Here is a 25994-nt window from a genome sequence, read left to right as displayed (position 1 = left end):
AATTACTCCATCTATTTTAATAAAAAAAGCTGCTTTCAAATTTGAAGCAGCTTTTTGCAATTATTACTATTTATGAAACAAATCTTAGAATCTATAGCTCAAGGTACCTGTAAAGTTTCTAGGAGGAATTGGATTTACACTGTAGTTTTCATGTACATAGTAATTGAATGCATTCCCGATATTTGCGATCTTTCCTAGAATGCTCCAGTTTTTATAAGTGTATCCTGCAGAAAAATCAAATGTTGTGAAAGGATCAATTGGGATCAATCTATCAACACCTTCTCTTTCATTTACTTTGGTATTATTCCATCCCGCATTTCTTTTTCCGGTATAGAAGGTTGATAATCCTAATTTCAGACCTTTAAGTGAACCATTTTGTAGGGTATAGAAAATTGTTCCATTTGCTGTGTGGGCAGTTGTTCCAACCAAACGAACATCTTCCACATTTCCATTATCATTGGTTTCCAGGTATCTCATAAAATTGTAGCTGTATCCGGCTAAAATATTCAACCCTTCGGTAATCTTTCCTGATACATCAAGCTCGATACCATCTGAAGCTGTTTTACCAGTAAATTCCTTCATATTGGCATCTTTTACTGATCCGTCTGCTTCAATAATGGTCTGTGCAAACCTATTGTTCACTATCTTATACCATGTTAGATTTGCTGTCACACGACCATTAAAGAAATCATTCTTTACTCCAGCTTCATATTGATCTATCAATGATGGTCCCATGGGTTGATAATTGATGTCATACCCAGAATTTGAGGTGAAATTATTTGCATAACTTACATAAAGACTAGTTGTAGGGATGGGTTGATAGATCAAAGCTACTTTTGGTGACCATGCTTTATCTATCTTATTTCCCATATCCACATCATCTTTTCCTTTATTCGGAGTTGTTGTTGTTTCCCCTGTTGCATAATCATATACTTCGGCATTTTTGGTCTTTTGATACGTATAACGGATTCCAGCCAATACCTTGAATTCTTTGGTCAATGAAACTAAATCTTGAACAAAGGTACCGTATCTGTAAATATCAGTTGTGGTCCTAGTTTTTAAATCTACACCAGGGATATCGGTTCTAGAAATAGAATTATAAGGATCAAACACATTGATGGTATCATACGCAGTATTAGGCTTTTGACCCAACCCTTTCCCATAAATATTAAAAGCATAATTTTCGGTATTTGATTGATCAGCATCGGCACCAACTAAGATTTGATGTTTTATGGTTCCAGTCATTACTGTTCCTCCCAAATTCAGTTGCTGATTGAATGTTAATTCATTTGTTTCGGTTCTGCTTAGAGCTCTCGGTGCAAGACCATCGGCCTTTGCTTGAATTCTTTCCGAACCATAATAATCACGATCATACTTTTGATAACTCGCAATAGCTTGTAAATCCCAATTGGTAGAGAATTTATGTTCAAAATTGATCTGCCCACTTGAAGAATTCGTCTTATTAAAAGCCCAAGGCGTATTTATAAATGTATTTCGTCCTACCTCTTCATTAATTTTACCATCTACCGATCCAATTCCAAAGTCTGGTGTAAAGTCTGATTTAAGGTAATCGAACATAAAGTTCAGGCTTGATTTCTCAGAGATCTGATATAATAATGATGGATTGATATAAAAGCGTTTGCTCTCCACATAATCTCTATAACTTTCAGCGTATTCGCCTGTTCCTACGACACGAAAAGCTAACTTTTTCGACAGCGGCCCATATACATCCACAATAGGTTTGTATTGATTAAAACTTCCAACACGCATAGATACCTCGCCACCATACTCAAACTTAGGTTTTTTGGTAACCAAGTTTACAACGGCACCACCTGTAACTCCGCCGTATAAGATAGCAGCACTACCTTTTAATATCTCAACCGATTCTAATGTACTTGCTTCGATTGATCCACCATTGTTTGTCCTTGCTCCATTTTTGAAAATATTGTTGGAACCTAAACTGTATCCACGGGCATAGAAGTTTTCATTTACACCCCCTCTATTGGCCCCCATTGCAACACCATTGGCATTTTTCAACGCGTCGCTCAATCTATTGATCTGTTGATCCTCGATAACTTGGGCATTGACAATCTGAACAGCCTGTGGTAAATCACGATCCAAGATGCCAGCCTTGCCAATGTTCAGAACCTTTTCATTCAAAGAATTGTAACCCGTAACATCAACTTGTTGGATATTGTTGTTGGAATGTTTTATCACTATGGTTCCCAGGAACGTTTCTTCATCTTTTGGATTTACAAAAATGGTCTCCTTATGAAAGCCCATACCCGTAATTTCAACTTGGAAATTCCCAGTGAATGGAATGTATAATTCAAAGTTACCTGCTGTATCGGACATGGTAACCTTATCTTTTACTTTGATATTTAATCCAGAGATTGACTCGTTGTTATTGGTACTTAATTTACCTTTTATAGTTGTTTGTGCATTAACTGCTGTATAAAAGAAAGTTGCACCAATGAAAAGTAGTAGATGTGATATTTTCATTGCTTTTATTTGTACTAATTCTAAATAGTGCAACAAAAGTAATGTTGAAGGGACACTTAAAAAATAAAGAATCCGACAAAAAGCTTCAAAATCCGAAATTTTTGACGCAAAAAATGCCCCTACTAACAGAAGGGGCATTTAGAAGTATATATCTGATACTATTAATCAAATTTCCAGCGTACGAAAGCTTCAATAGCTTCATAGTTCGCCAAACCAAGTTGGTGGTATAATCCAGCAGTTTCGCTAGTACGATCTTCAGCACGAACCCAGAATTCTCTTGGATCATCTCCAGGGAATACAGGAAGGTCTTTTTGTGATTGATGTTTGAAGATTGCCAAACGCTTGCGTTTCACTTCTTGTGGAGATAGTGGAACAGCCATTTCGATATCATGGATAGGATATTCATGCCATGCTCCTCTGTACAACCATAACCAACAATCTTTAGTCCACTCATCAGTTTCTCTTAAGCGAAGCAATGCTTCAAGGATAATATCGAAACAAACTTTGTGTGTACCATGTGGATCTGCAAAATCTCCTGCCGCAAATACCTGTTGAGGTTTTACTTGACGCAGTAGTTCCATTGTTTGCTGAATATCATCTTCGAAGTTGATTTCTTTGGAGAATTTACCGCGGTCATAGAATGGAAGGTCCATAAAGTGGATGTTTTCATCCGGAAGACCAACAAAACGAGCTCCAGCGATAGCTTCACCTTTACGGATTAACCCTTTAATAGTTCTGATAATCTCAGGATCTACTTGGTTAGGAGTTTTTACCTTGAAGAATTCACGCGCCTCGTCATAGATATTACGGGTTACCCCATTATCATCTTCAATAGCTACAGCGAAATCCTGTACAAATTCTAAATAACGCAATACATCATCATCCCATACTGCTGTGTTTCCTGAAGTTTGGTAAGCAACATGTACATTGTGACCCTGATCCGCCAAACGGATAAATGTACCACCCATTGAGATTACGTCGTCATCTGGGTGTGGAGAGAATAGGATTACATTTTTGTGGGCAGGTTCAGCTCTTTCAGGGCGATTGGAGTCGTCTACTCCTGGTTTTCCTCCCGGCCAACCTGTGATCGTACGTTGCAATTCATTGAAAATCCTGATGTTGATGCTATAAGCGGTACCTTGCTCGGTAATGAGTTGAGCCATACCATTGTTATTGTAGTCATCATCTGTAAGTTTCAGGATTGCTTTATCCAAATGACGTGACAACCAAACGACTGCTTTTTTAACCAATTTATCGGTCCAGATGACATCATGAGCCAACCAAGGAAGGTTGAAACGTGTCAATGCTGACGCAGCATCTTCATCCAATACAAATTCAACATGGTCAGACATCTGAAGGTAAGTTGCAGGGATTTCAGATGAAATTTCTCCTTCCACTGCTTTTTTCACGATTTCAGCTTTCTTTTCGTTCCATGCCATCAATACAATCTCTTTGGCTTTGAAGATTGTACCGACCCCCATTGTGATCGCTTTTGTAGGTACATTTTCCTTACCACCGAATTCGCGAGAAGCATCTCTTCTAGTAAGGTCATCTAAGGTTACCAAGCGAGTACCTGAGTTTGGCGCAGAACCTGGTTCGTTGAAACCGATGTGTCCTGTACGACCGATACCCAAAATCTGGATATCTAAACCTCCTAAGTTGGAGATCTTTTGTTCATAAGCTTCACAAAAAGCTTGAACATCTTCTGGTGCTAGCGTACCATCAGGAATGTTGATGTTTTCTTGTGGAATATCAACATGGCTGAACAAATGCTTGTTCATAAATGCTACATAACTCTGCTCTGCAGTTGGAAGCATCGGATAATACTCATCCAGGTTGAAAGTGACAACATTGTTGAAACTTAAACCATCTTCTTTGTGCATTCTAACAAGTTCTTTGTAGACTTTGACCGGCGTAGCTCCTGTGGCTAATCCAAGAACTGCCTTTTCCCCTTTTGCTTGCTTATCTTTAATGATAGTAGCGATGCGCTCAGCAACTTTTACAGAAGCTTCGTCTTGAGAGGGATAAACCGTTACCGGAACTTTCTCAAAGCGGGTTTCCTCTAATAAATTTAATCTTGCCATTTAAATTGAAAAATACCTTAGTGAGCCTCAAATTTAGTAATTTATAAGCCTCAGCCCACAAAAAATGCAAATCTTTTTGTTTTTGTCGCTCTAAAAGCAAATAATCGCATTTTTTGAAAATTGTTTAACCAATAATTATACCTATTCAACGTTATTATTTACTAAGAGAATCATTAAAGAATAAATACAGCAATGAGATTTTTACAAAATAAAATCTAGTAGTTTGGTAGTTATTCCATAAATTTGGCCTACAGAAAAACATAAAATGAAGAAATTATTATTATTAATAGCCCTAATTCCCAGCTTATTGTTTTCCCAAACAAAGGAAGAATTAATAGCACAGGTAAAAGCAAATCCAAAAGATGTCAACTCCATCCGCCTCATTCAAAAGGTAGGTGGTTACTATCCAGACTATCAAGAATTAGCTGGCCTATTCAAGCAATTGGATAAAAAAGTTAGAAAAACAAATGACGGAAAGTTATTTGAAAGATATTTGGACGCCCTTAAAAATACCATGCCAGGTAAAAAATCACCTAGCATCACACAATTGGACTTAAACGGTGAACCTTACGCACTCTCTGATTTAAAAGGCAAGTATGTATTGATTGACTTTTGGGCTTCTTGGTGTCCTCCATGTCGAGAAGAGAATCCGAAATTGGTGAAAACTTATGCGGAATTCAAGGATAAAAACTTTGAAATCTTGGGGGTTTCTTTCGATCGCGAATTTGACGCTTGGGCAAAGGCAGTAAAAGACGATAATCTAACCTGGAAACATGTATCAGACCTTCAGGGCTGGAACAACTCCGCAGGTCAAGCTTATGGCGTAAAAGCAATTCCACAAAACATCCTAGTAGACCCCGAAGGGAAAGTTGTTGCCAGAAACCTACACGGAGAAGACTTGAACAATAAATTAAGAGAAATCTTAAAATAGTATAAAGTAGAAAGTATTTAGTAGTTAGATACCGTTTGGTTGATATTTCCTACGATAGAAGAGAATAAAAAAAGCAGGTTGAATAAAGATATTATTCAACCTGTTTATGTTTTTAATCCAATTTGTAAGCTACAACACTGTTGTTCAAAAATGTTGGAACGTATAGGATTTGTTCTTTCTGATTGAAACCTAAATCTGCGGTTTTCATATTGTCTCTCAAGTCCAGCAGTTCATTTACTTTTCCGTCTGCGCCAATATGATAAATTAGTCCTCCCCAACAAGTCACCAAGAAACTTCCGTCTCCAACAGGTTCTAAGCCATCACCACCAAGTGCAAGTCCTTTTGCAACTACGGTATGATTCTTATTTGCATCGATCTTCCACAATTCTGGTCCAGCCATTGCGTATAGAGTTCCATCAATGACTCTTAATCCATTGACATCTTTCACATCCTTCATAAACAAACTCGGTTTATTATTATGAATTACATAGATCTCTCCTCTTCTAGTATCGGAAACATATACTTTACCATTGTTGTCTACAGTTACATCGTTCAAGAACTGAGCCTCTGGCACTTTGATTTGATTGATTACATTGCCAGTGATCATATCAATGACTACGACTTCGTCGATATCAGCAACGTACAATAAGTCTTTGTACATAGCCAAACCTTTAGGAGCGTTCAATCCTTGAATCCATGTTGCATCTTTAAGACTTCCATCAGGGTTTAATATGGCTACACCACCTTTGCCATCCTTTGCAGAACCATCGCCATCGATCAACGAAACATAAAGTACAGATTTCCCTGGGTCGTATAGCACAGATTCGGGGGTCGGAAGTTGTTCCTTAGATTCCCAAAGCTGGGTCAATTTCTTTTGGCCAAAACCTATTTGAGTACAGAACAAAAGAAGTGCGAATATTATTGTTGTTTTCATATTAATATGGTTGTTAATGAGACTCTAACTATAAATATAACATTTTTTAAAGGTTTTTGTTAGCTTTTAATTCAGAATTACTTATTTTCAGACTCAATCGATTCTAAACTTATAAACAACAAAAATTGAACATGAAACCATTCTTGGACGAAAACTTCCTTTTACAGAGCCGGACTGCGGAAGAACTTTACCATGATTTCGCTAAAGATCTGCCAATTATAGATTATCACAATCACTTACCCCCAAATGAAGTAGCAGAAAACAAACAGTTTTCAAACATCACGGAAATTTGGCTGCATGGTGATCATTATAAGTGGAGAGCTATGCGAGCCAATGGTATTGATGAGAAATACATTACTGGTTCTGCTACAGATCAAGAAAAGTTCAAAAAATGGGCTGAAACTGTACCATATACGCTGAGAAACCCACTTTATCACTGGACCCACTTAGAATTGCAGCGCTATTTTGGCATTTATGAACTATTGTCAGCTGAAAATGCAGACGCAGTTTATGATAAAGCAAGTGCTGAATTAAGAAACCCTGACAAATCTGTTCATGGTTTATTGGAACAGATGCGCGTCGAGACCATTTGTACAACCGATGACCCGATAGATTCATTGGAATATCATCAGGCATATGCGAAAAACCCGGCAAGCTTCAGTATGTTTCCCGCTTTCAGACCAGACAAAGCTATGAGTCCCGAAAATAAGGAGGCTTTCAATCAGTATGTTGATAAATTAGGTGTAGTAATCGACCAAGATATCCAGAGCTTCCAACAATATATCGATGCTTTAAAATCTAGACATGACTATTTTGCTGAAAATGGCTGTTGTGTATCTGATCACGGCTTGAGTCATCTTTACGCTGAAGAGTATACGGAATCGGAAATTTCAAGCATTTTCCAAAAAGTAAGATCGGGAAGTGATCTAAACCTGGAAGAGATCAATAAGTTCAAATCTGCGCTGCTGATTTATTTTGCAGAGTGGGACCATGAAAAAAATTGGGTTCAACAATTTCATGTTGGAGCTTTCAGAAATACCAATTCTGGTGCTCTCAAGAAACTTGGTCCTGATACTGGTTTTGACAGTATTGGTGATTACAGTCAAGGATTGGGCTTGGTGAAGTTCCTGGGAAAATTAGCTGAAAAAGAGACCTTAGGCAAAACAATCCTCTATAACTTAAATGCTTCTGACAACGATCTTTTTGCAGCGATGTGTGGAAACTTCAACGATGGATCCATCGCTGGGAAGATACAATATGGATCGGCTTGGTGGTATCATGATCAAAAGGATGGAATGACCAAACAGATCAATAGTTTGTCTAATATTGGTTTGATCAGTCGTTTTGTTGGGATGTTAACCGATTCCAGGAGCTTCCTTTCATTCCCAAGACACGAATATTTCCGGAGATTATTATGCAATATCTTCGCGGAAGATATTGTAAATGGCGAGTTACCAAATGATATCAAATGGATAGGTAAAGTAATCCAGGACATTTGTTATTACAATGCCAAAAATTACTTCCCGTTTAAGAAATAAGATCTAGGACCTTTCGATATTCAACCATTTTGGAACAGGTGGCGCTTCATAAGCTTCCATTTGTTCCAATAGATCTTCGATATTATCTGAATATAATATCATCTTTTGGTTTTCTTCTTTCAATAAACCAGAGTCTACCATATGCTGGATAAAAGCAATGAAATGATCGTAAAAACCATCGACATTCAATATGCCAATTGGTTTTTTATGCAAGCCCAACTGCCCCCAAGTAGTCATTTCAAATAATTCCTCCATAGTACCAAATCCTCCTGGCATCGCAATCACTCCATCACAGAGAGCATTCATCTTAGCTTTGCGCTCATGCATGGTATCCACCTCAATCAAGGTTGTAATTCCACTATGTCCAATCTCTTTGCTATTGAGAAATTGAGGAATCACACCAATGACATGGCCGCCATTTTCCATAACTGCATCTGCCACTGCTCCCATCAATCCAACCCTGCCTCCGCCATAAACCAACGTAATCTGCTTTTCTACAAACACCTTCCCAACTTCCTTAGCAGCCTCTAAAAATGCTTGACCATGCCCCGGACTCGAAGCACAGAAAACTACGATTTGATTAAGTTTCATGTGGGTAAATATAGGGAATAGATGTGAGATGTGAGACGTGGGATATGGGATAGAAAAACGCTACTCCATATCTCAAATCTCATATCTCAAATCCCATATCCAGTTTAATATCTCAAATCTCATATCTCATATCTAATAAAACAAGAAAGCCCCAGATCGGGCGATCTGGGACCTTATTAACTAAACATTGAAACAAAGACCTTATTAGTTGGTTGACACCCTGTCCTTTTCCTCGTTTTTGGAATCGCTTTTTCGGATCTGTTGTTTTAGGTTACCGAATTTGTAGGTGAATGTCAAACGCACTGTTTGATTATCGTTATATTGACGAATACTTGATCTGAATTCGTTGAAATCTGTATCTAAATTATTTCTGTTGCTTCTGAAAACGTCCGTTACCGCTAGTTTTAAAGAGCTTTTTTGGTCCTTGAAGTTGTAATTAGCCCCTAGGTCGGTATTGATCCTTCCTTGAATTTTAAAAAGGTTATAGATGAATGGAGTATTTCCATTTACTGATGCTTCAAATGACCACTGAGGGTTTATTCTGAAGTTGTGGAAGCTATTTGCTTGAATGAAAAACGACCCACGGTCAACTTCATATCCTGCAATTGGACCTTTGAAATGCATGTAAATACCCGTAATGTTATTGTTCATTGTCCAAATTTTACCAACCTTGAATGGTATATTCATATTCAAATATGACGTTACCGATCTACCTAGGTTTTCACGAGTAACCCAAGTTTCATTCAACACAGAATCCTGACCCATGCTTTCAACAATCGCATCATTGGTGATATCGGTACCTAATGTGAAATTGAACATCTGCATCAAAGTATAGTTCAATGTAAAGCCATGAGTATACTGAGGTTTAACACCTGGATTACCCAATTGATACGTTTTCTCATCAATATAATACCTGAATGGATTTAAGAACCTATAGTTCGGACGGGTGATTTTCTTGGCATATCCCAAAGAGAAAATATGATTTTCACTCATGTTGTAACCAATATTTGCCGAAGGGAACAAATCCAAATAATCACGTTTCACACTTGCATCATTTGAAATAAACTGTGCATCTGAAATGGTGTATTCAGCACGTAAACCAACTTTTGCGGTCCATTTTCCAAAAGGTCTGCTGTAATCCAAATAACCTGCAGCAATTTGTTCATCATAAACGAAATGGCTAGAGCGTTTAACTATATTCTCCCACACATCACCATCCAGCCTGTCGTAAACCATATTGTTGTCCGATTTCACTTTGCTATACTTCAATCCCGCTTCTAGGTTTCCTTTTTTGAATGGCTTAACATAATCCAACTTCCCAACATAGATGTCGATGTCCGTTGGCATGATACTTCTATCGATCTGTTCTGGTTTTACCAAACTACCATCAGGAAACTCCATCCTGTTGTCGTAGTTCATGTTTGCATCATTATTGAAAATACTCCAATCTAAATCCAAGGTCAATTTCTGACCCAATGTATCCATCTTGTATTCATTATTGAAGTTTAGGGAGATACGATCCAGCCCCATATCATTTTTAGCAGGAGATCTTAAGATCGAGTCTATCTTCGACGGTGCGGACCCAATGTTGGTAAAACTAGAGTTCTCGGATTTTTCAGAATAACTGTTTCCAGAAACCTGAAACATCATTGTGTTGTTTTCGGATGTTTTTTGCTCAATACCTGCACGGAAGTTATGGTTCTTACTTCTTTCTAAGAATTTAGCCTTCTGATCAAAATATGTGATGTTTTCTCTATTTCTAATTTCACGATATAGGTTTAGAGTGTTTTCTTGTTTATCGTTTGTATAGGCGTAGGATCCAAAAAGCGTAGTATTTCTTTTCTTATAGTTCAAGCTCAAAGAACTGTTACCACGTAAATGTTTACCATGAGCTGCACTCGCTATAAATGAACCATTGAAACCTTCGGTATTATTCTTTTTAAGCACTATATTAATGGAGCCTACTGCACCTTCTGCATCTTCTTTTGCAGATCTGGTGGTCGATACTTCTACACTTTTGATCTGCGCAGCATCTGTAGATTTCAAGAAATTCGACAACTGTTCACCTGTCATATAGGTTTGTCTACCATCAATTGTAACCGTAACACCTTGTTGCCCCATAAGTTGAAGGTTATCATCCTTGTCAACACTTACGCCTGGTGCACGTTTTACGACTTCTAGCGCATTGTTACCTGCCGCCAATGTAGAATTCTCAACGTTCAATACGAGCTTGCCATTGACATTTCGAACGGTTGGCATCTGACCTTGAACAGTTACTGTTTCAATGCTTTGACTACTTGGACTTAATTTAATGTCCTCTGCTTGATAGGTTTGATCCCCCAATTCAAACACGGCTGATTTGCCCTTGCTGTATCCTACTGAAGTTACCTCGATATAATAACTCCCTTTGGGAGCCTTGATGATGGTGTAAACCCCGTTTTCATCTGTCACGGCACTCTTTATCAATACATTTGCAGTTGAAGACATCAGATATACAGAGGCTGCTGCAACAGGCTGATTATCCTGATTCAATACGCGACCTTTGATATCTGTATCCTGAGCCATCGGGTTAGCTAGGGCTTTACTTGCAATCGCAGCAAGAAAGAGGATCATCATTGTAATTATTCGTCCCATTATAATTTTGGTTAGTATGTATGTTAATCGTTGGTTTGGTAAATTTTAATATTATGCTAAGTTTTCCTCAGAAGACGATTTTTCGTCTTCTGAAGTTGCTTCTTCTTTATCTTTTTTCTTTTCCTTTTTAGCTTCCTTTTCTTTCTCCTCTTGCTCTTCTTTTAATTTCTCCGCTTCTTTAGCTTTTTCTTCTTCTAATTTAATGATGCATTTTAGACCACTTTTCGTCATAATCCATTCAGAAAATTTTGCCTTGTCATCACCTTTGCAATCATGCGCCCAAATATCCCTAACTTTCCAATCCATATTACGATTCAACAAAACCTTAGTACCAACTGGTAAATATAGATTCATTCGAACATTTTGATCACGAATCAATTGCTTGTCTTGTAAGGTAAAATGACTGTCGAAGTTGATATTTTCACCTTTTTGATTCACTTGGTAAGCGATTTTCGAAGCTCTTGCTGAAGCATCCGCATATGAAGAACCCTTAGCATTATAGTTGTATTGGATATAAGGAGCTTTTAATGAATCCAATGGTTCAATATAGATGGCAATTTCATTACGCAGGTAGTTACCCTTCAACAAACCATTCTTTCCAGAACCAATTCTGTTCTGCACAAAATCTTCATCTGATGCCCTAATTACTCTCACATCATTTTCACTGATGATGTAAGTATCCTTTTGTTCAATTGGCTTTTCTATTGAAATGGTACTTTCTTCAACAAAATCCTGATTGGTAACCACTACGAAGTAAAGGATCATGACAATAGAAACAATCCATGCTGCCCACAATGACATGGTTGCATAATTGTTCATTGGCTTAGTTTTGAAGATCACGCGTAGCATGATAAAGAATATAGCCAATAGAGGTATGATGATAGCTACTGTCCCAGCTAGTATGGCAAAAAATGCTGATGCCGGGTCAAGTACTTCTAATGGAGGGAAGAACATTGGGTTTTGGTAACCCATAATATTCAACACATTGAACACAAAGAACACGAAAATACCGATGATGCTCAAACCTGCCCAAATCAGAACCAATACGGCTAATATTTTTCCAATTACCGAGAAAAAAGATCCTAAGGAGTCTCCAACCGAACGAGCGCCTCGACTAATATGCTCGCCGGCCCCCGAAAAATTTTCACGGACACCTTTCATTTCTTCATCAAAAGATTTCTTGAAGTTGTGTAGGTTGGCCTGTTCACCGCGCATCGCCAATTTATCAGCTCGGGTTGTAGCCTTAGGCATTACCGCCCAAAGCACAAAGTACAATAGCACACCAGATCCACCGAACAGAAAGAATAATACGAAAATAATTCGTACCCATTTCGCTTCAATATTGAAGTAATGAGCCAATCCGCTACAAACACCGCTCAACACCTTATCGTCCATGTCACGCATTAACTTCTTGGAGGTAAGGTATTCTGTGAATCCATAGTCAGAACCTTGCTCTGGGTTTTCCTTGAACTCAGGCTCGTCAGAATTTACTTGTTCCGCAGTATCAGCAAAAGCTGCTTTTGGATCTGTTTCAACTTTTGATTCAACTTTCGGTTCATCGCCCAATTCAGCATCAAAATCACTTACTCTACCCATTTGAGCAATTACTTGATCCACGTCCTCACGGTTGATGACCTCCTTGCGCCCTGTTTGGATACGCTCAGAAAACATCTCCGCAATACGGTTCTCGATATCTTCTAGAATCTCGCGGCTATCCTCGGAATTCCCGAAATGCCTCTTGATCTCGATCATGTATGATCGAAGGGTTTCATATGCATCCTCCTCAATGTGGAAGACGATACTGTTTATATTGATAATTATTGTCTTGTTCATGGCTGTATTTAGTTAATGGTATAGTTATATTTCTCTGTTTTGTAAGGATGTCTCCACAGCGAATACCAATTCTTTCCAGGTTACATCCAATCTTTTTAATACTTCCATTCCTTCGGAAGTGATTTGATAATATTTTCTTGGTGGACCAGAAGTTGACTCCTTCCAGATATAGCTCAAGAGACCGTTGTTTTTCAATCTCGTAAGCAATGGATATAGTGTGCCTTCAACCACCAACAACTCAGCTTTCTTCAACTCGCTGATAATGTCCGAGGCGTATATTTCTCCCCGAGAAATAATTGAAAGAATACAGTATTCCAGTATTCCTTTCCTCATTTGGGTTTGTGTATTTTCAGCTATCATAACAATACAAAGATATATCCTTTGGATGGTACTTTGCAATACATAGTACTATATTTTTTGGTGCAAAATATATAAATACCTAATTTTCAGTATAATAATTTTTAAATATTTTTTTTGGCACTCATTTGGACAACAAAAAAAAGCTTTAAAAGCTTTTATATCTGAGTTTTAAATACGACTTTTAACATCAATGAATTGGATAATTAATTATGCTTGGGCAATTCTTTGGGCAATCATCATGATGCTTTTAATGTTGCTACCCGCTAACGACATCCCCGTAGATGGTTTTTTTCCTGGTTTTGACAAACTAGTTCATACCGGAAGCTTTTATTTACTGACAACTCTAATCCTATTTGGACGACTTGTGGACACCAAAAGAAGAGCAACAAAAGTGAAAACTTTTATCGTTGTATTCTGTGTTGCATCGCTATTTGCATTCTTTACTGAAGGTGCCCAAATGTATTTTACAAATACTAGACAGGCAGATTGGTGGGATATCTTTGCAGACTATGTAGGAATCGGGATGGCATTATTTAGTTATTTACTGCTGTACAACAGAAAATTCCAATACTCTTAAATCTTGGCGCGAGCTAAACTGGCGATGTAAATCTTACAAGATGGCGCCGATTTATTGAGTTCATTTGCAGCTGATGCAATCGTTGAACCGGTAGTCAATACATCATCAACTAACAAAATATTCATATTACCAAATTTTTCAGGGTCAATACATTGGAACGCATCTTCTACGTTCAGAAACCTTTCGAAAGTCAACAATTTCGTTTGGCTAGATTGGTAGGTTCTTCTGATTAAAGTTTTGCTATCAACTTTGGACCCTAGTGATTTTGCTAATCCCTTAGCGAAATACTCGCTTTGGTTATAGCCCCTTTTGTTCAATCGCTTTCGGTGCAATGGAATCGGCACTACAAGATCGATCTTCTCCATGAATGGAGAATCCAGCAAGTCCTTGCCATAGAGCCTTCCAAAATAATAACCTACCTGTGGATGATTGTTATATTTCAAGTGGTAGATAAGCCTCTCCACTAATGATCCTGAAGAAAGATACAACATGGAACAGGCAAACTTAAATTGAAACTTGCCTTTCAGTAATTGAACCGAATCATTATTACAATCCATATGGAAATCAGTTTTCGGAAGATGGAATAGACAGGCTGTACAAACCATTTCTTCTTGTTCCACCAAACTGTTATTGCAACCCATGCACAGTTCTGGAAAAAAAAGATGAACCAACGATCGGAAGTATCTATGCAGCATAACGGTTTTTGCCTAAATCTACCTTTTCAAGATAAACAGAACATGAACTGAAGTTTAAATCAACTCCCTCTTTCTTACCATACATCAAGAAATCAGAACAATTCAGGTCGTACTTTTGTAGTATACTTTAAGGAAAATATTATGATGGAATTAGGAATAGGCATGTTTGGGGACTTGCAAATTGATTCTCAAACAGGAAATATACAACCCGCTAAACAAAGACTTCAAGAAATCATTGAGGAAATAAAGTTGATGGATGAAGTCGGAGTGGATTTCTTCGGAATGGGTGAACACCATAGGGCAGATTATGCAGTTGCAGCGCCAGAAATAGTTCTAGCTGCCGCAGCAACGGTTACCAATAGAATAAAATTAGGCTCGGCAGTATCAGTGTTGAGTTCCTCTGACCCTGTTAAACTTTATCAAGATTTTGCAACCGTAGACTTAATCTCAAACGGTAGAGCCGAGATAATGGCCGGTAGAGGTTCTTTTATCGAATCATTCCCGCTTTTTGGGTATGACTTGAAAGATTACAGCTCCTTGTTTGAGGAAAAACTCGATCTATTGCTTCGAATAAATAATTCACAAACGGTAAACTGGACAGGAAAGCATCGCGCAAGTTTAATCAACCAAACCATTTATCCGAGAGCTGTCAATGACAAGCTTCCGATTTGGATTGCCGTAGGCGGAACAACAGAATCGGTAATTAGAGCAGGCAGATTGGGATTGCCAGTGATGTTCGCTATTATCGGAGGTTCTCCAATAAACTTCAAACCTCTGTTTGAAGTCTATGAACAGGCGTATAAAGACAATGGCCACGATATGAGCAAATATCAAGTTGGAGTACATATGCACTCTTTCTTTGGAGAAAACTCAAAGGAAATTGCTGATTGGTATTACCCATATTATTCAGCACAGATGAATAGAATAGGCTCTTCTAGAGGGTGGCCTCCATACCAACGTACGCAATATGATTATGGCAGATCAAACCACGGACACTTGATTGTTGGGGATGTTAATGAGTCTGTAGATAAGATCCTTCAATTGCATGAAACCTTCGGGTTGACAAGATTCTCAGCACATACAGATGTGGGTAGCCCTGATCACAGCAAAATGATGAAAGCAATCGAACTTTATGGTAATCAGATCATCCCAAAAGTGAAAGATGCATTAAAATAAAACTAAAGGGCTTAGGCCCTTTTTTTATTTATGGAATTTCAGCAAGTCTAGCATCCCACTTTAAATTATCGTTATGAAAAGAAATAATTTATGGATCCTGATCTTGCTGATTGCAATGGGATCATGCGCAGATAAAAATGATGAAACATCTTCAAAATCAGTTGAAATTTCACCAGCAACTTTAATGGAACCTGCGGAAGCGGCGGATGATGAATTTGCAGGAGTTAAAGATTATGCACTTGAGCCTCGTGATAAAGTAGAATTAAGCATTCCAAATCATGTCAAGATCATCAAAAACGGAAATGTTTCTATTGAATCCAAAAATATCACAAAGAGTAAGAAAAACCTGGATGCGTTGATGAAAAGGTTCAGCGCATATTATCAACAAGAAACTACCAACAACAATAATGACCTTACCTCCTATAATTTAATTATTCGAGTACCAACAACTTCTTTCGAAAGCATGATGACAGCCCTAGAAAGCGGTGAAGACAATGTAACCGAGAAGAATATATCAGCAGAAGATGTGTCCTTGCAATATTTTGACCTTCAGTCTAGATTGAAAAGTAAACGAGCCTACCTTGAGCGTTATCAGGCGATGGTATCGAGTGCTAAAAACGTAAAAGGATTATTGGAAATCCAAGAACAGATCAGACAATTGCAAGAAGATATTGATAGCAATGAAGCGACCTATCGAAATTTAAGCAATCAAATCAATTACAGCACACTAACAGTAAACCTGTTTGAGTACCAAGCGAACTTACCGATGGGAAGCAATTCTTTCTGGGTACAGATCAAAGAATCCATAAATTTCGGATGGAATATAATAGAAAGCCTAATTTTAGGGATCATTGGATTATGGCCTGTTTGGATAATTTTGGGAACTCTGATTTTTGTCATCAAAAAAGTAATCAAAAAAAGAAAACAAAATAAGAATATAGAGAACGTTCAGATTTAGAAATCTAGATCCTTTAAATTCTCTCTATCCCATAAAATATAGCTTCTTGAAAATGCTCTTTGTCGGATATATTGGATTAAATCAAATTGTTCTGTGCTGATGGTTATGATTTCTTGAACTTGATTATGATGGATGAAAACAAAATAGGCTTTATCTGAATAAGGCTTCGAGAGTTTATTGGGAAGTACAATTCCGGTTTCTTCTTTGATCTGTTCGTTGTAATGATAGGGTGCTAACATCATTAAAGTATCCCAAGGAAAACAATTTACAGATTCAAAATCGATGTTTCCAGATTCCTTTATTTCTGCAAAACTTTCTTTAAAATCTTGCACACAAGAACTCCTCTTAACCTGTAAACATGACAGCATAAAAAAGGCACAAGAAAAAGTAAATAACTGATTTTCAATACTAATGAATATTAATCCACAAAAATTTTATAAGTATAGAAATAATCATTTGAACCATTATCATGACAGGAAAAAGTTAATAAACAGTTAATCTTTATTTAGCATTCAACCCTCTCGCAAAGGCTCTAGGAATTTTATTACTTCTAGCTTATAATTTTTGATGTATCTTTGTACCGTGGAAAAAGCAGTAAAACAGGTAGATATCAGGAGCTTAAGTTTAGCTCAATTAAAAGATTCACTAGTTGAAATGGGTGAACAAGGCTTTCGTGCAAAACAGATTTATGAATGGCTGTGGCAAAAATCCTGTACCGATTTCGATGAAATGAGTAACCTGAGCAAATCACTACGCGAAACTTTAAAAGCGAATTTCACAATCAATGCCGTAAAAGTAAAGCAGTCTCAAATCAGTTCCGACAAAACCATTAAAAGTAGTTTCACCTTGTACGACAATAATATCATTGAAGGTGTATTGATTCCTGCAGATGATAGAATGACGGCTTGTGTCAGTTCTCAAGTAGGATGTAGCTTGACCTGTAAATTCTGCGCAACTGGTTATATGGACAGAAAGCGTAATTTGAATGCAGATGAAATATACGATCAAGTTGTGTTGATTGCTAAACAAGCTGAAGAAAAATACGGCCATCCATTGACCAATATTGTCTATATGGGAATGGGCGAACCCTTGTTGAATTATAGCAATATGATGAAGTCAGTGGATCGCATCACTTCTCCTGACGGATTAAATATGGCAGCTAAGCGAATCACCGTATCGACAGCTGGTATAGCCAAAATGATCAAAAAACTCGGAGATGATGAGGTAAGGTTCAATCTTGCTCTTTCTCTCCATGCTGCAAATGACAAAAAACGAAATGAAATCATGCCCATTAATGAGCAGAATTCATTGGCAGCATTAGCAGAAGCACTGAAATACTTCTATGCTAAAACTAAAAGCCCAATCACCTTTGAATATATTGTTTTCAATAATTTCAATGATGAAATCCAGGACGCAAAAGAATTAGCAAAATTCTGTAAAAATGTACCTTGCAAGGTCAATATCATAGAATACAACCCCATTGCACTAGCAGATTTTGTAAATGCTGAGGCTGATAAGATAGATGAATTCGCTGCCTACCTTCGTAGTCAAGGAATTATCACAAACGTGAGAAGAAGTCGTGGAAAAGATATTGATGCCGCTTGTGGACAATTAGCAATTAAGGAAAAGGAAGCCGACCAGGTAAACTAAAACATAAAAAAGGGCTGAAGTTTTTTCAGCCCTTTTCCTTTATCCATGGATTTGCTCCTTTTTACCATACGATTGAATCAGATTTCCTTCAAACTCCAACCATTCCTTCCATCGCTTGTCGACATCCACATCCTTCGAATATTTCTTGGCAAAGTTTAAAAACGTGGTATAATGGTTTGCTTCAGAAACCATCAAGTCATGGTAGAATTTCGCCAAATCCTGATCTTGAATATTTTTTGAGAGCACTCTAAAACGTTCACAGCTTCTAGCTTCGATCATAGCAGCAAACAACAACCGGTCAATAAAAGCCTGGTTTCTTGAACCATCTTTCTTCGCAAATTTCATCAGCTGCCCTACGTAATCATCTTTTCGCTCTCTGCCCAGCTCGTAACCTCTTTCTTTGATTATATCGATTACCATTTTGAAATGCTCCATTTCTTCAATGGCAATTGCAGTAAGTTCATGCACCAAATCTTCATGTTCTGAATTTTGAGTAATTAATGAAATGGCATTGGAAGCTGCTTTTTGCTCACACCACGCATGATCAGTAAGAATCTCCTCCAGATTGGATTCTGCAATATTGGCCCACCTCGGGTCTGTCAAAAGTTTAAGTCCTAACATAACATGAAAAATATCCACAAAGGTAATCAAAACAAAATCATCCCACTAAATAGATGAAAATATAGTAATTTGCAACATGAGTAAATCATTGCTAATTATTGGGTTGGTGTGGCCAGAACCAACGTCTTCAGCCGCAGGATGGAGGATGCTGCAGATCATTGACTTATTTCTCCATAATGGATACGCTATTACATTCGCTTCAGCAGCAAGCAAATCTGAACATTCTTTCCCATTAAACAGCAAAGGTATTATTGAAAAAGAAATTCTCCTGAACGACTCCTCCTTCGATGAATATATCAAAGAATTGAATCCAGACCTTGTTTTATTTGACCGATTTATGGTTGAAGAACAATTCAGCTGGAGGGTGGCCCAATCATGCCCCAATGCCATTAGGATTTTGGATACCGAAGACTTGCATTTTGTTAGGAATGCTAGACAGGAAGCCTATAAAAAAGGACTTGCGAAAAATGAAATCAATTTCAACAATGACCTTGCAAAACGCGAATTAGCGTCCATCTATAGATCAGACCTGAGCTTGATTATTTCGGAATATGAAATGCAATTATTAGATGAGCAATTCAGAATCGATCCAAAGATTTTGGAATACTTACCTTTTCAGGTCACTAAAAGAAACAAACCGACCCCAGCATATTCAGAGCGTAAAAACTTTATGTTCATCGGAAATTTCTTGCATGAGCCAAATTGGAAAACTGTCCAGGTTCTCAAAGAATTGTGGCCACAGGTTCGAAAACGATTACCACAAGCTGAAATCCATATTTATGGAGCATATCCTTCAGAAAAAGTGTTTCAACTTCACAATGCCCAACATGGTTTCATCATAAAAGGGCGTGCAGAAAATGCAATTGAAACGATGGAACATTACCGCGTACTCCTTGCACCTATTCCTTTCGGTGCTGGACAAAAGGGTAAATTTATAGATGCGTTATTCGCTGGCACTCCCTCTGTAACTACGCAAGTTGGAGCCGAAGGAATGATGAATAATTTCCAATGGCCAGGGTTTATAGCTGGTAATAATGAAGAACTGATTGACCATGCAATTGTACTTCATGAAAACCAAAAGCAATGGGAATTAGCAAGAGAAAAATCAGAGGAGGCTTTGAAAGCATTATTTGATGAGAATTGGGGAACCGACTTCATCAATAAAATTAAATCCATACAAACAGATCTACAGCATCACCGTTCCATGAATATAGTAGGTGAGATTTTATGGACTAACCAGTTTCTTGCTACAAAATATATGTCGCAATGGATAGAAGCAAAAAATAAAAAAGCGCACACGTAAAACGCATGCGCCAGTTCTCAAAATTAAGCCTAATTTTTATTATCTCTTAAACTCTATTGTTGTTGTTGTAGTTTCTGAAGAATTTTGTAAAGTAAATTTCACTGTAGATTGGATAATATTTTCTTTAATCATATAAGAAACCTTATCAAAATTCATCGATTTGTTAGTTGGCATATCGTAAGCAAACGATTTAGAACCACCTTTTCCATCATAAACATAAGCAAACCCATCCTTATCAAAATCTAGATATGTTCCTTTTGATTGTGCTGCAATGGTATCTCTTAAAACTTCTTTCCCCGCAACATTCACTGTTTTAACAACATTTTTCCATTCGCCCGTTCTAATAACGTTTTGAGCCACATCTCTTCCCGCACTGTCAATAGTCTCCTTGCTACAAGAAGAAAAACCCAATGCCACTAAACCCAAGATCAAAAACTTTTTCATAATATCTTATTCTTTTCTTTTATAATTTCACTAATTCTTAACTCTTGGGCATACTTTCAATCATTATGCCAATAATTGTTAAATCAGATAAAAAGAAACCTTGCACTTAAGTTAAAAATTGCAAATGATTCGTTATAATAGTAGAATTTAGTGTTAGCAATACACTATTTAATGAATGGATTTGTTATATTTATTAAAACTAATAATTTATGAAAACATTAAAAGGTCCGGGCATTTTCCTAGCCCAATTTATAGCAGATGAAGCACCTTACAATAATTTAGAAAGCATTAGTAAATGGGCAAGTTCCTTAGGATTCAAAGGAGTTCAGATCCCTACTAACGACCCAAATTTCTTTGACATGGCCAAAGTTGCTGAAAGCAAGACCTATGCCGATGAAATCAAAGGAAAACTAAATGAACAAGGTGTTGAGATCACAGAACTTTCAACTCACTTGCAAGGTCAATTGGTGGCTGTACATCCTGCCTATGATAAACTTTTTGATGGTTTTGCTCCTGAAAAACTTAGAAACAACCCCAAAGCAAGAACAGAATGGGCTATCGATCAATTGAAATTAGCAGCAAAAGCTTCTGCTAATCTTGGTCTTAATGCGCACGCTACATTTAGTGGTGCCTTGTTATGGCAGATGGTTTATCCATGGCCACAACGTCCTGCTGGTGCTGTAGAAACAGGATTTAAAGAATTGGCAAATCGCTGGTTGCCAATATTAGATGAATTTGATAAACACGGTGTGGACGTGTGTTACGAAATACACCCTGGTGAAGACCTTCATGATGGCGTGAGCTATGAGCGATTCTTGGAAGCCGCAAATAATCATCCCCGGGCTTGCCTGCTTTATGATCCATCCCACCTTTTATTGCAAGGAATGGATTATTTAAGTTATATCGATCATTATCACGATAGAATAAAAATGTTCCATGTCAAAGACGCTGAATTCAACCCTACGGGAAAACAAGGTGTATACGGTGGCTATTCTGGCTGGGTAGAAAGAGCTGGAAGATTTAGATCTTTAGGAGATGGACAAGTAGACTTCAAAGGAATATTCAGTAAGCTTGCAGCTTATGATTTTGATGGATGGGCTGTAATGGAGTGGGAGTGTGCTATCAAAAACTCTGTAGATGGCGCAACTGAAGGTGCCAAATTTATAAAAGATCATATCATTAAAGTTACCGATAAAGCATTTGATGACTTTGCTGCAACTGGAGCAAATGAAGATTTCAATAGAGAAATATTAGGGCTAAAATAATCTCCCTAACTATATAAAATTAAAGAGCCGTTCTGTTCAGATCGGCTCTTTTTTCATACAAATAGTCCAACAAATATTGGCTTTTTTTATATCTAAAATTTCCCCTCAAAAAACCGTCAAAATCGCCCTCCTAGGCTCCTAACCCAAATTGATGCTCCTACACGATATAAGCATAAAAGGGATAGATTTTAATTATTTCACAAAAATTAACAACAAAATACGTTTGAGTGCGTTTAATACATACATATAAATGTAACAAACTTGATATAATGGTCGTGAATAAGCTTGAATATGTTCCCTCACATTTTGGCTATAATAATCACCTGATAAAAAGAATTTTTAGTGAAAATTACCCTGTAAATTAATTAAACATATGATGCAAATCCTTAATCGTTGCCTTTTCTTAGCGTGCGCTCTTATGCTATTTTGCCTACATGGCCGGGCAAGTACAACAGAAAAGGCCCACAAATTTGAAACAAACTACTTAACTAAACTTTCAACTCCCGAATTAGATTCTTTGGATATTGTTGGTAAAATAACAGATTCAACGGGAACTGCTGTGGAAGGAGTGGTAATTACTGAAAAAGGAACAACCAACAGTACATTATCGGATCAAAATGGCGAATATAAAATCGCCGCTAATCCAAATGGAATATTGGTTTTCCTAAAATCGGGATATGCTACTCAAGAAATCCATGTCAACAACCAAAAACAATTGGATGTTAAGTTGTCAACTGCTACAGCAGAATCTGAGGCCGCAGAAACCCAAGCTACAGACAGTACGACCGCTGTTACAGATAGCACCGTTACACAAACAGATTCAACAATCATCCAAACGGACAGCACCCAAACTATCATAACCGATAGCACAAAGACTACGGTAACAGATAGCACGGCCGCTCAACCTACCGGAACAACTACAGCTCCATCCGGTCAGCAGGTAGTAACAGGTACGGTAACTGGTCCTTCAGGACCGCTCCCTGGAATAACAGTCAAAGTAGTCGGAACTGATCTATCAGCAAGTACGGATCAAAACGGTAAATTTGAAATCGCAGCTGGACCACAAAATAAAATCCAATTCACTTCTGTAGGCTATCAGCCCATCACTCAGACCGTGGGAAACCGAAAAGACATCCAAGTAGTGATGCAAACGGAAACCAATACAATCGAATCTGTACAGGTGGTAGCGGTGGGATATGGCACAATGAAAAGAGCTACCTTACCAACAGCAGTTTCCAGTATAGGCGCCAATGAAATCGAAGATGAAGTGTTACCAAGTGTAACACAAGCAATCCAAGGTAAAGCTGGTGGTGTACAAGTTACTCAAAAATCAGGTTCGCCAGGTGGTGGTATCAGCATCCGTGTTCGTGGTACAACATCCATCAACGCCAGCTCAGACCCTTTGTATGTAGTAGATGGAATACCCGTAAACAGTACAACAAACTTTACTGGAGGATCCACCTTTGATTTTGGTGGTGGTACCCAAGGTATCAATGTGCTCTCATCAATTAACCCTTCCGATGTGCAATCTATCGAAGTGCTAAAAGATGCCGCATCATCTTCAATTTATGGATCTCGTGCCGCAAATGGTGTCGTGCTCATTACAACTAAAAAAGGACTGGCTGGACAGAGCCAATTCAACTTCAATATGTATGAAGGATTCTCACAAGTTCCTACTGAAAGATATTATGACTTCATGAATACTGCGCAATACCAGGATTATATGAAAGACTATTACAGTATATTGCAACAACAAGATCCAAATGCAACAATCCCTGATCAGATTTTTGCAAACCCAAACCTCAATACAAATTGGCAAGATGAAATCTTCAGAACTGCAGCTACTAGAAACTATGAGCTTTCTGCTTCTGGCGGCAGTGACAAAACTCAATATTATACCTCCGTTGGTTATATGAAACAAGGCGGGGTCATTCTGTCTTCAGATTTTGACAGATTGAGCGGTCGCTTGAACTTAAATCATCAACATAATGACAAACTGAGGTTTGCTACATCCATCAACCTAACAAAAGCAACAAACCACCGTGTACAGGAGGAAAACTCAAAAGAAGGATCAACAAAAACTGGTATCTTCTCTCCTCCAAACATTCCAGTATATGGCCCAGATGGAAACTATTATTACGATCAAGTTAGATTGACCCGTGAGAATCCCGTAGCAATGCTTGAACTTCCAGTAAACGAAGCTAAAACATACCGCATCTTGGCCAATGCCAGTGCAGAATATAACATCATTCCAGAATTGTTATTGAAAACCAGTTTTGGAACTGACTTAAGCTTTATCGATGAAACGTTCTTTATGCCTCCAACAGGATTGCGTTCATACGCTGCGCAAGGTGGTATTGGGGCAAGCAGAAGCACCAGAGATCAATTATGGATCAATGAGACAACCTTAACTTTTGATAAAGGATTCGGTGACCACAGCATTAATGCATTGGCAGGTTTATCAGTACAGGGATCTCGATTAGAGTTCACCCATGCTCAACGTGCAGGATTCCCTAACAATGACATCCCTTATGTAACTGCTGGCGGTGTGATAACAGGAGCAAATGCATATCCGGAAGAATGGGCAATAGCTTCTGGATTTGCTAGAGCAACCTATATCTACAAGGATAAATATATTTTAAATGCAAATGTGCGTATGGATGGATCTTCTAGATTCGGTGCCGACAACCGTTGGGCAGTATTCCCTTCATTGGCCGGAGCATGGAGAATCTCAGAAGAAGATTTCCTACAAGACAATGCAACCTTCAGCGACTTGAAACTTAGAGCAAGTTGGGGTATTACTGGTAACCAAAATATCGGAAACTACGCCAGCCGCTCTCTATACTCTGGAGGAAATAACTACATGGGCCTAGCAGGATTTGTTCCAAATGTTTTGGGAGACAAAGGCCTTAAATGGGAAACGACCAGACAATGGAATGTCGGAACAGACGTAGGTTTGTTCAATGACAGAATTACCCTATTAGCTGATTACTATTACAAAAAGACTTCGGATTTATTGATCGGCCTACCTATTTTGACTAGTTCAGGATATATAAACAGGTTCACCAATTCAGGTGATATCGAAAACAAAGGTTTTGAGTTCGAAATCAGCAGCAAGAACCTTGTGGGTGAGTTCAAATGGAATACTTCCTTAAACATGACATTCAATAGAAACAAGGTATTAGCATTGCCTGAAGGATTAACTGAAATGCGCGGTGGTGTGGGCGACCTAAACAGAGCTATCCCTGGCCAACCCTTGGGTGTATTCTATGGTTGGCAAGCAATGGGTGTAAACCCTGAAACAGGAATGATCGATTACCTTGGTAAAGATGGACAAATGGTAGCTCCAACAGACTATGAAGATCATGTAATGATTGGAGATCCAAACCCAAAATTCTTCGGTGGTATTACCAATAACTTCGAATACAAGAATTTTGACTTAAGCATCTTGGGTCAATTTTCATATGGAAATGACATCTTCAACTACAATTTGGCATCAGGACTTGAAGGATTCAACCCGAGTTCTAACCAATTTATAGATTTTGTCGACAGATGGCGCCAACCAGGAGACATCACTGATGTACCTAGACCTGCTCCAGGTAGTTTGGACAACGGTGCTGTATCCTCTAGATTCGTAGAAGATGGCTCCTTCTTTAGATTAAGAAATATAACATTGGGCTATTCTTTGCCGACCGAAGTCGCAGAACGCATCAAAATGAAAAGATTGCGATTCTATGTAACCGTACAAAACGCTTACGTATTTACAAAATATAGAGGTTATGATCCAGAGGTAAGTTCTAGTCATGGAGGTGCTAATACCGGATTGATTTATGGATATGATTACGGTAGTTACCCACAACCTAGAATATTTACAACTGGTATTAATTTAACTTTCTAA

20 protein-coding genes are annotated in these 25994 nt (G+C 38.0%); 9 read left to right on the top strand and 11 right to left on the bottom strand.

All coding sequences use genetic code 11. The features are described from left to right. Positions 1-84: 84 nt before the first annotated feature. Both CRT24_RS00685 and nagB read right to left on the bottom strand, forming a co-directional pair. On the bottom strand, positions 85-2502 hold the full coding sequence (locus CRT24_RS00685; protein WP_099369500.1) for a TonB-dependent siderophore receptor: 2418 nt from the start codon (positions 2500-2502) through the stop codon (positions 85-87). Between the two features lie 161 nt (positions 2503-2663). Further along, on the bottom strand, positions 2664-4586 hold the full coding sequence (gene nagB / locus CRT24_RS00680) for a glucosamine-6-phosphate deaminase (RefSeq protein ID WP_099369336.1): 1923 nt from the start codon (positions 4584-4586) through the stop codon (positions 2664-2666). A 265-nt stretch (positions 4587-4851) separates the two neighbouring features. Between nagB and CRT24_RS00675 the strand changes: the two genes are divergently transcribed. Next, complete coding sequence (locus CRT24_RS00675; protein WP_099369335.1) at positions 4852-5517, top strand: TlpA disulfide reductase family protein; 666 nt, start codon at positions 4852-4854, stop codon at positions 5515-5517. 112 nt (positions 5518-5629) lie between these two features. Here CRT24_RS00675 and CRT24_RS00670 read toward each other — a convergent pair whose 3' ends face one another. After that, positions 5630-6451, bottom strand: coding sequence for an SMP-30/gluconolactonase/LRE family protein (locus CRT24_RS00670; protein ID WP_099369334.1), 822 nt, complete (start codon positions 6449-6451; stop codon positions 5630-5632). Positions 6452-6582: 131 nt separating this feature from the next. Between CRT24_RS00670 and uxaC the strand changes: the two genes are divergently transcribed. Continuing rightward, positions 6583-7989, top strand: a complete 1407-nt coding sequence (gene uxaC, locus CRT24_RS00665; RefSeq protein WP_099369333.1) for a glucuronate isomerase — start codon at positions 6583-6585, stop codon at positions 7987-7989. Between the two features lie 3 nt (positions 7990-7992). Here the strand turns inward: uxaC and CRT24_RS00660 are convergent, their stop codons facing one another. From CRT24_RS00660 to CRT24_RS00645, 4 genes are all read right to left on the bottom strand, one after another. Then, the gene (locus tag CRT24_RS00660; protein WP_099369332.1) at positions 7993-8580 is read right to left on the bottom strand and encodes a TIGR00730 family Rossman fold protein; all 588 of its coding nucleotides are present in this window, start codon (positions 8578-8580) and stop codon (positions 7993-7995) included. Positions 8581-8784: 204 nt separating this feature from the next. Continuing rightward, positions 8785-11214 carry an outer membrane beta-barrel family protein gene (locus tag CRT24_RS00655; protein ID WP_099369331.1) on the bottom strand — a complete coding sequence of 810 codons (2430 nt, stop codon included), beginning with the start codon at positions 11212-11214 and terminating at the stop codon, positions 8785-8787. Between the two features lie 51 nt (positions 11215-11265). After that, a complete protein-coding gene (locus CRT24_RS00650; protein WP_099369330.1) occupies positions 11266-13047 on the bottom strand; it encodes a PspC domain-containing protein in 1782 nt (593 codons plus the stop codon). Positions 13048-13071: 24 nt separating this feature from the next. Beyond that, positions 13072-13407 carry a PadR family transcriptional regulator gene (locus CRT24_RS00645; RefSeq protein WP_099369329.1) on the bottom strand — a complete coding sequence of 112 codons (336 nt, stop codon included), beginning with the start codon at positions 13405-13407 and terminating at the stop codon, positions 13072-13074. Between the two features lie 190 nt (positions 13408-13597). Here CRT24_RS00645 and CRT24_RS00640 point away from each other — a divergent pair, with 190 nt between their 5' ends. Beyond that, positions 13598-13984 carry a VanZ family protein gene (locus CRT24_RS00640; RefSeq protein ID WP_099369328.1) on the top strand — a complete coding sequence of 129 codons (387 nt, stop codon included), beginning with the start codon at positions 13598-13600 and terminating at the stop codon, positions 13982-13984. Here CRT24_RS00640 and CRT24_RS00635 read toward each other — a convergent pair. Continuing rightward, complete coding sequence (locus tag CRT24_RS00635) at positions 13981-14625, bottom strand: ComF family protein (RefSeq protein ID WP_099369327.1); 645 nt, start codon at positions 14623-14625, stop codon at positions 13981-13983. The two genes, CRT24_RS00640 and CRT24_RS00635, sit on opposite strands and share 4 nt — an antisense overlap. A gap of 195 nt (positions 14626-14820) precedes the next feature. Here CRT24_RS00635 and CRT24_RS00630 point away from each other — a divergent pair, with 195 nt between their 5' ends. Next, entirely contained in the window at positions 14821-15855 is a 1035-nt protein-coding gene (locus CRT24_RS00630) for an LLM class flavin-dependent oxidoreductase (protein WP_306473153.1), read from the top strand. Positions 15856-15928: 73 nt separating this feature from the next. Then, positions 15929-16813 carry a DUF4349 domain-containing protein gene (locus CRT24_RS00625; protein WP_099369326.1) on the top strand — a complete coding sequence of 295 codons (885 nt, stop codon included), beginning with the start codon at positions 15929-15931 and terminating at the stop codon, positions 16811-16813. Here CRT24_RS00625 and CRT24_RS00620 read toward each other — a convergent pair. Continuing rightward, on the bottom strand, positions 16810-17145 hold the full coding sequence (locus CRT24_RS00620; protein ID WP_099369325.1) for a hypothetical protein: 336 nt from the start codon (positions 17143-17145) through the stop codon (positions 16810-16812). The two genes, CRT24_RS00625 and CRT24_RS00620, sit on opposite strands and share 4 nt — an antisense overlap. A gap of 235 nt (positions 17146-17380) precedes the next feature. Here CRT24_RS00620 and rlmN point away from each other — a divergent pair, with 235 nt between their 5' ends. After that, a complete protein-coding gene (rlmN, locus tag CRT24_RS00615) occupies positions 17381-18463 on the top strand; it encodes a 23S rRNA (adenine(2503)-C(2))-methyltransferase RlmN (protein ID WP_099369324.1) in 1083 nt (360 codons plus the stop codon). A 39-nt stretch (positions 18464-18502) separates the two neighbouring features. On the opposite strand, the gene CRT24_RS00610 is transcribed toward rlmN, so the two are convergent. Continuing rightward, entirely contained in the window at positions 18503-19084 is a 582-nt protein-coding gene (locus CRT24_RS00610) for a tRNA-(ms[2]io[6]A)-hydroxylase (protein WP_099369323.1), read from the bottom strand. Between the two features lie 76 nt (positions 19085-19160). Between CRT24_RS00610 and CRT24_RS00605 the strand changes: the two genes are divergently transcribed. Next, entirely contained in the window at positions 19161-20387 is a 1227-nt protein-coding gene (locus tag CRT24_RS00605; protein WP_099369322.1) for a glycosyltransferase, read from the top strand. 39 nt (positions 20388-20426) lie between these two features. Here the strand turns inward: CRT24_RS00605 and CRT24_RS00600 are convergent, their stop codons facing one another. Continuing rightward, positions 20427-20831, bottom strand: a complete 405-nt coding sequence (locus CRT24_RS00600; RefSeq protein ID WP_099369321.1) for a hypothetical protein — start codon at positions 20829-20831, stop codon at positions 20427-20429. A 209-nt stretch (positions 20832-21040) separates the two neighbouring features. Here CRT24_RS00600 and CRT24_RS00595 point away from each other — a divergent pair, with 209 nt between their 5' ends. Both CRT24_RS00595 and CRT24_RS00590 read left to right on the top strand, forming a co-directional pair. Beyond that, entirely contained in the window at positions 21041-22096 is a 1056-nt protein-coding gene (locus CRT24_RS00595) for a sugar phosphate isomerase/epimerase (RefSeq protein WP_099369320.1), read from the top strand. Positions 22097-22514: 418 nt separating this feature from the next. Next, positions 22515-25994, top strand: a complete 3480-nt coding sequence (locus tag CRT24_RS00590; RefSeq protein WP_257213899.1) for a SusC/RagA family TonB-linked outer membrane protein — start codon at positions 22515-22517, stop codon at positions 25992-25994.

The sequence above is a fragment of the Sphingobacterium sp. 1.A.5 genome (genome assembly GCF_002734235.1).
GTDB lineage: Bacteria > Bacteroidota > Bacteroidia > Sphingobacteriales > Sphingobacteriaceae > Sphingobacterium > Sphingobacterium daejeonense.
Note: the sequence above shows the minus strand (reverse complement) of the source record. Positions and strands in the feature narration are given on the sequence as shown.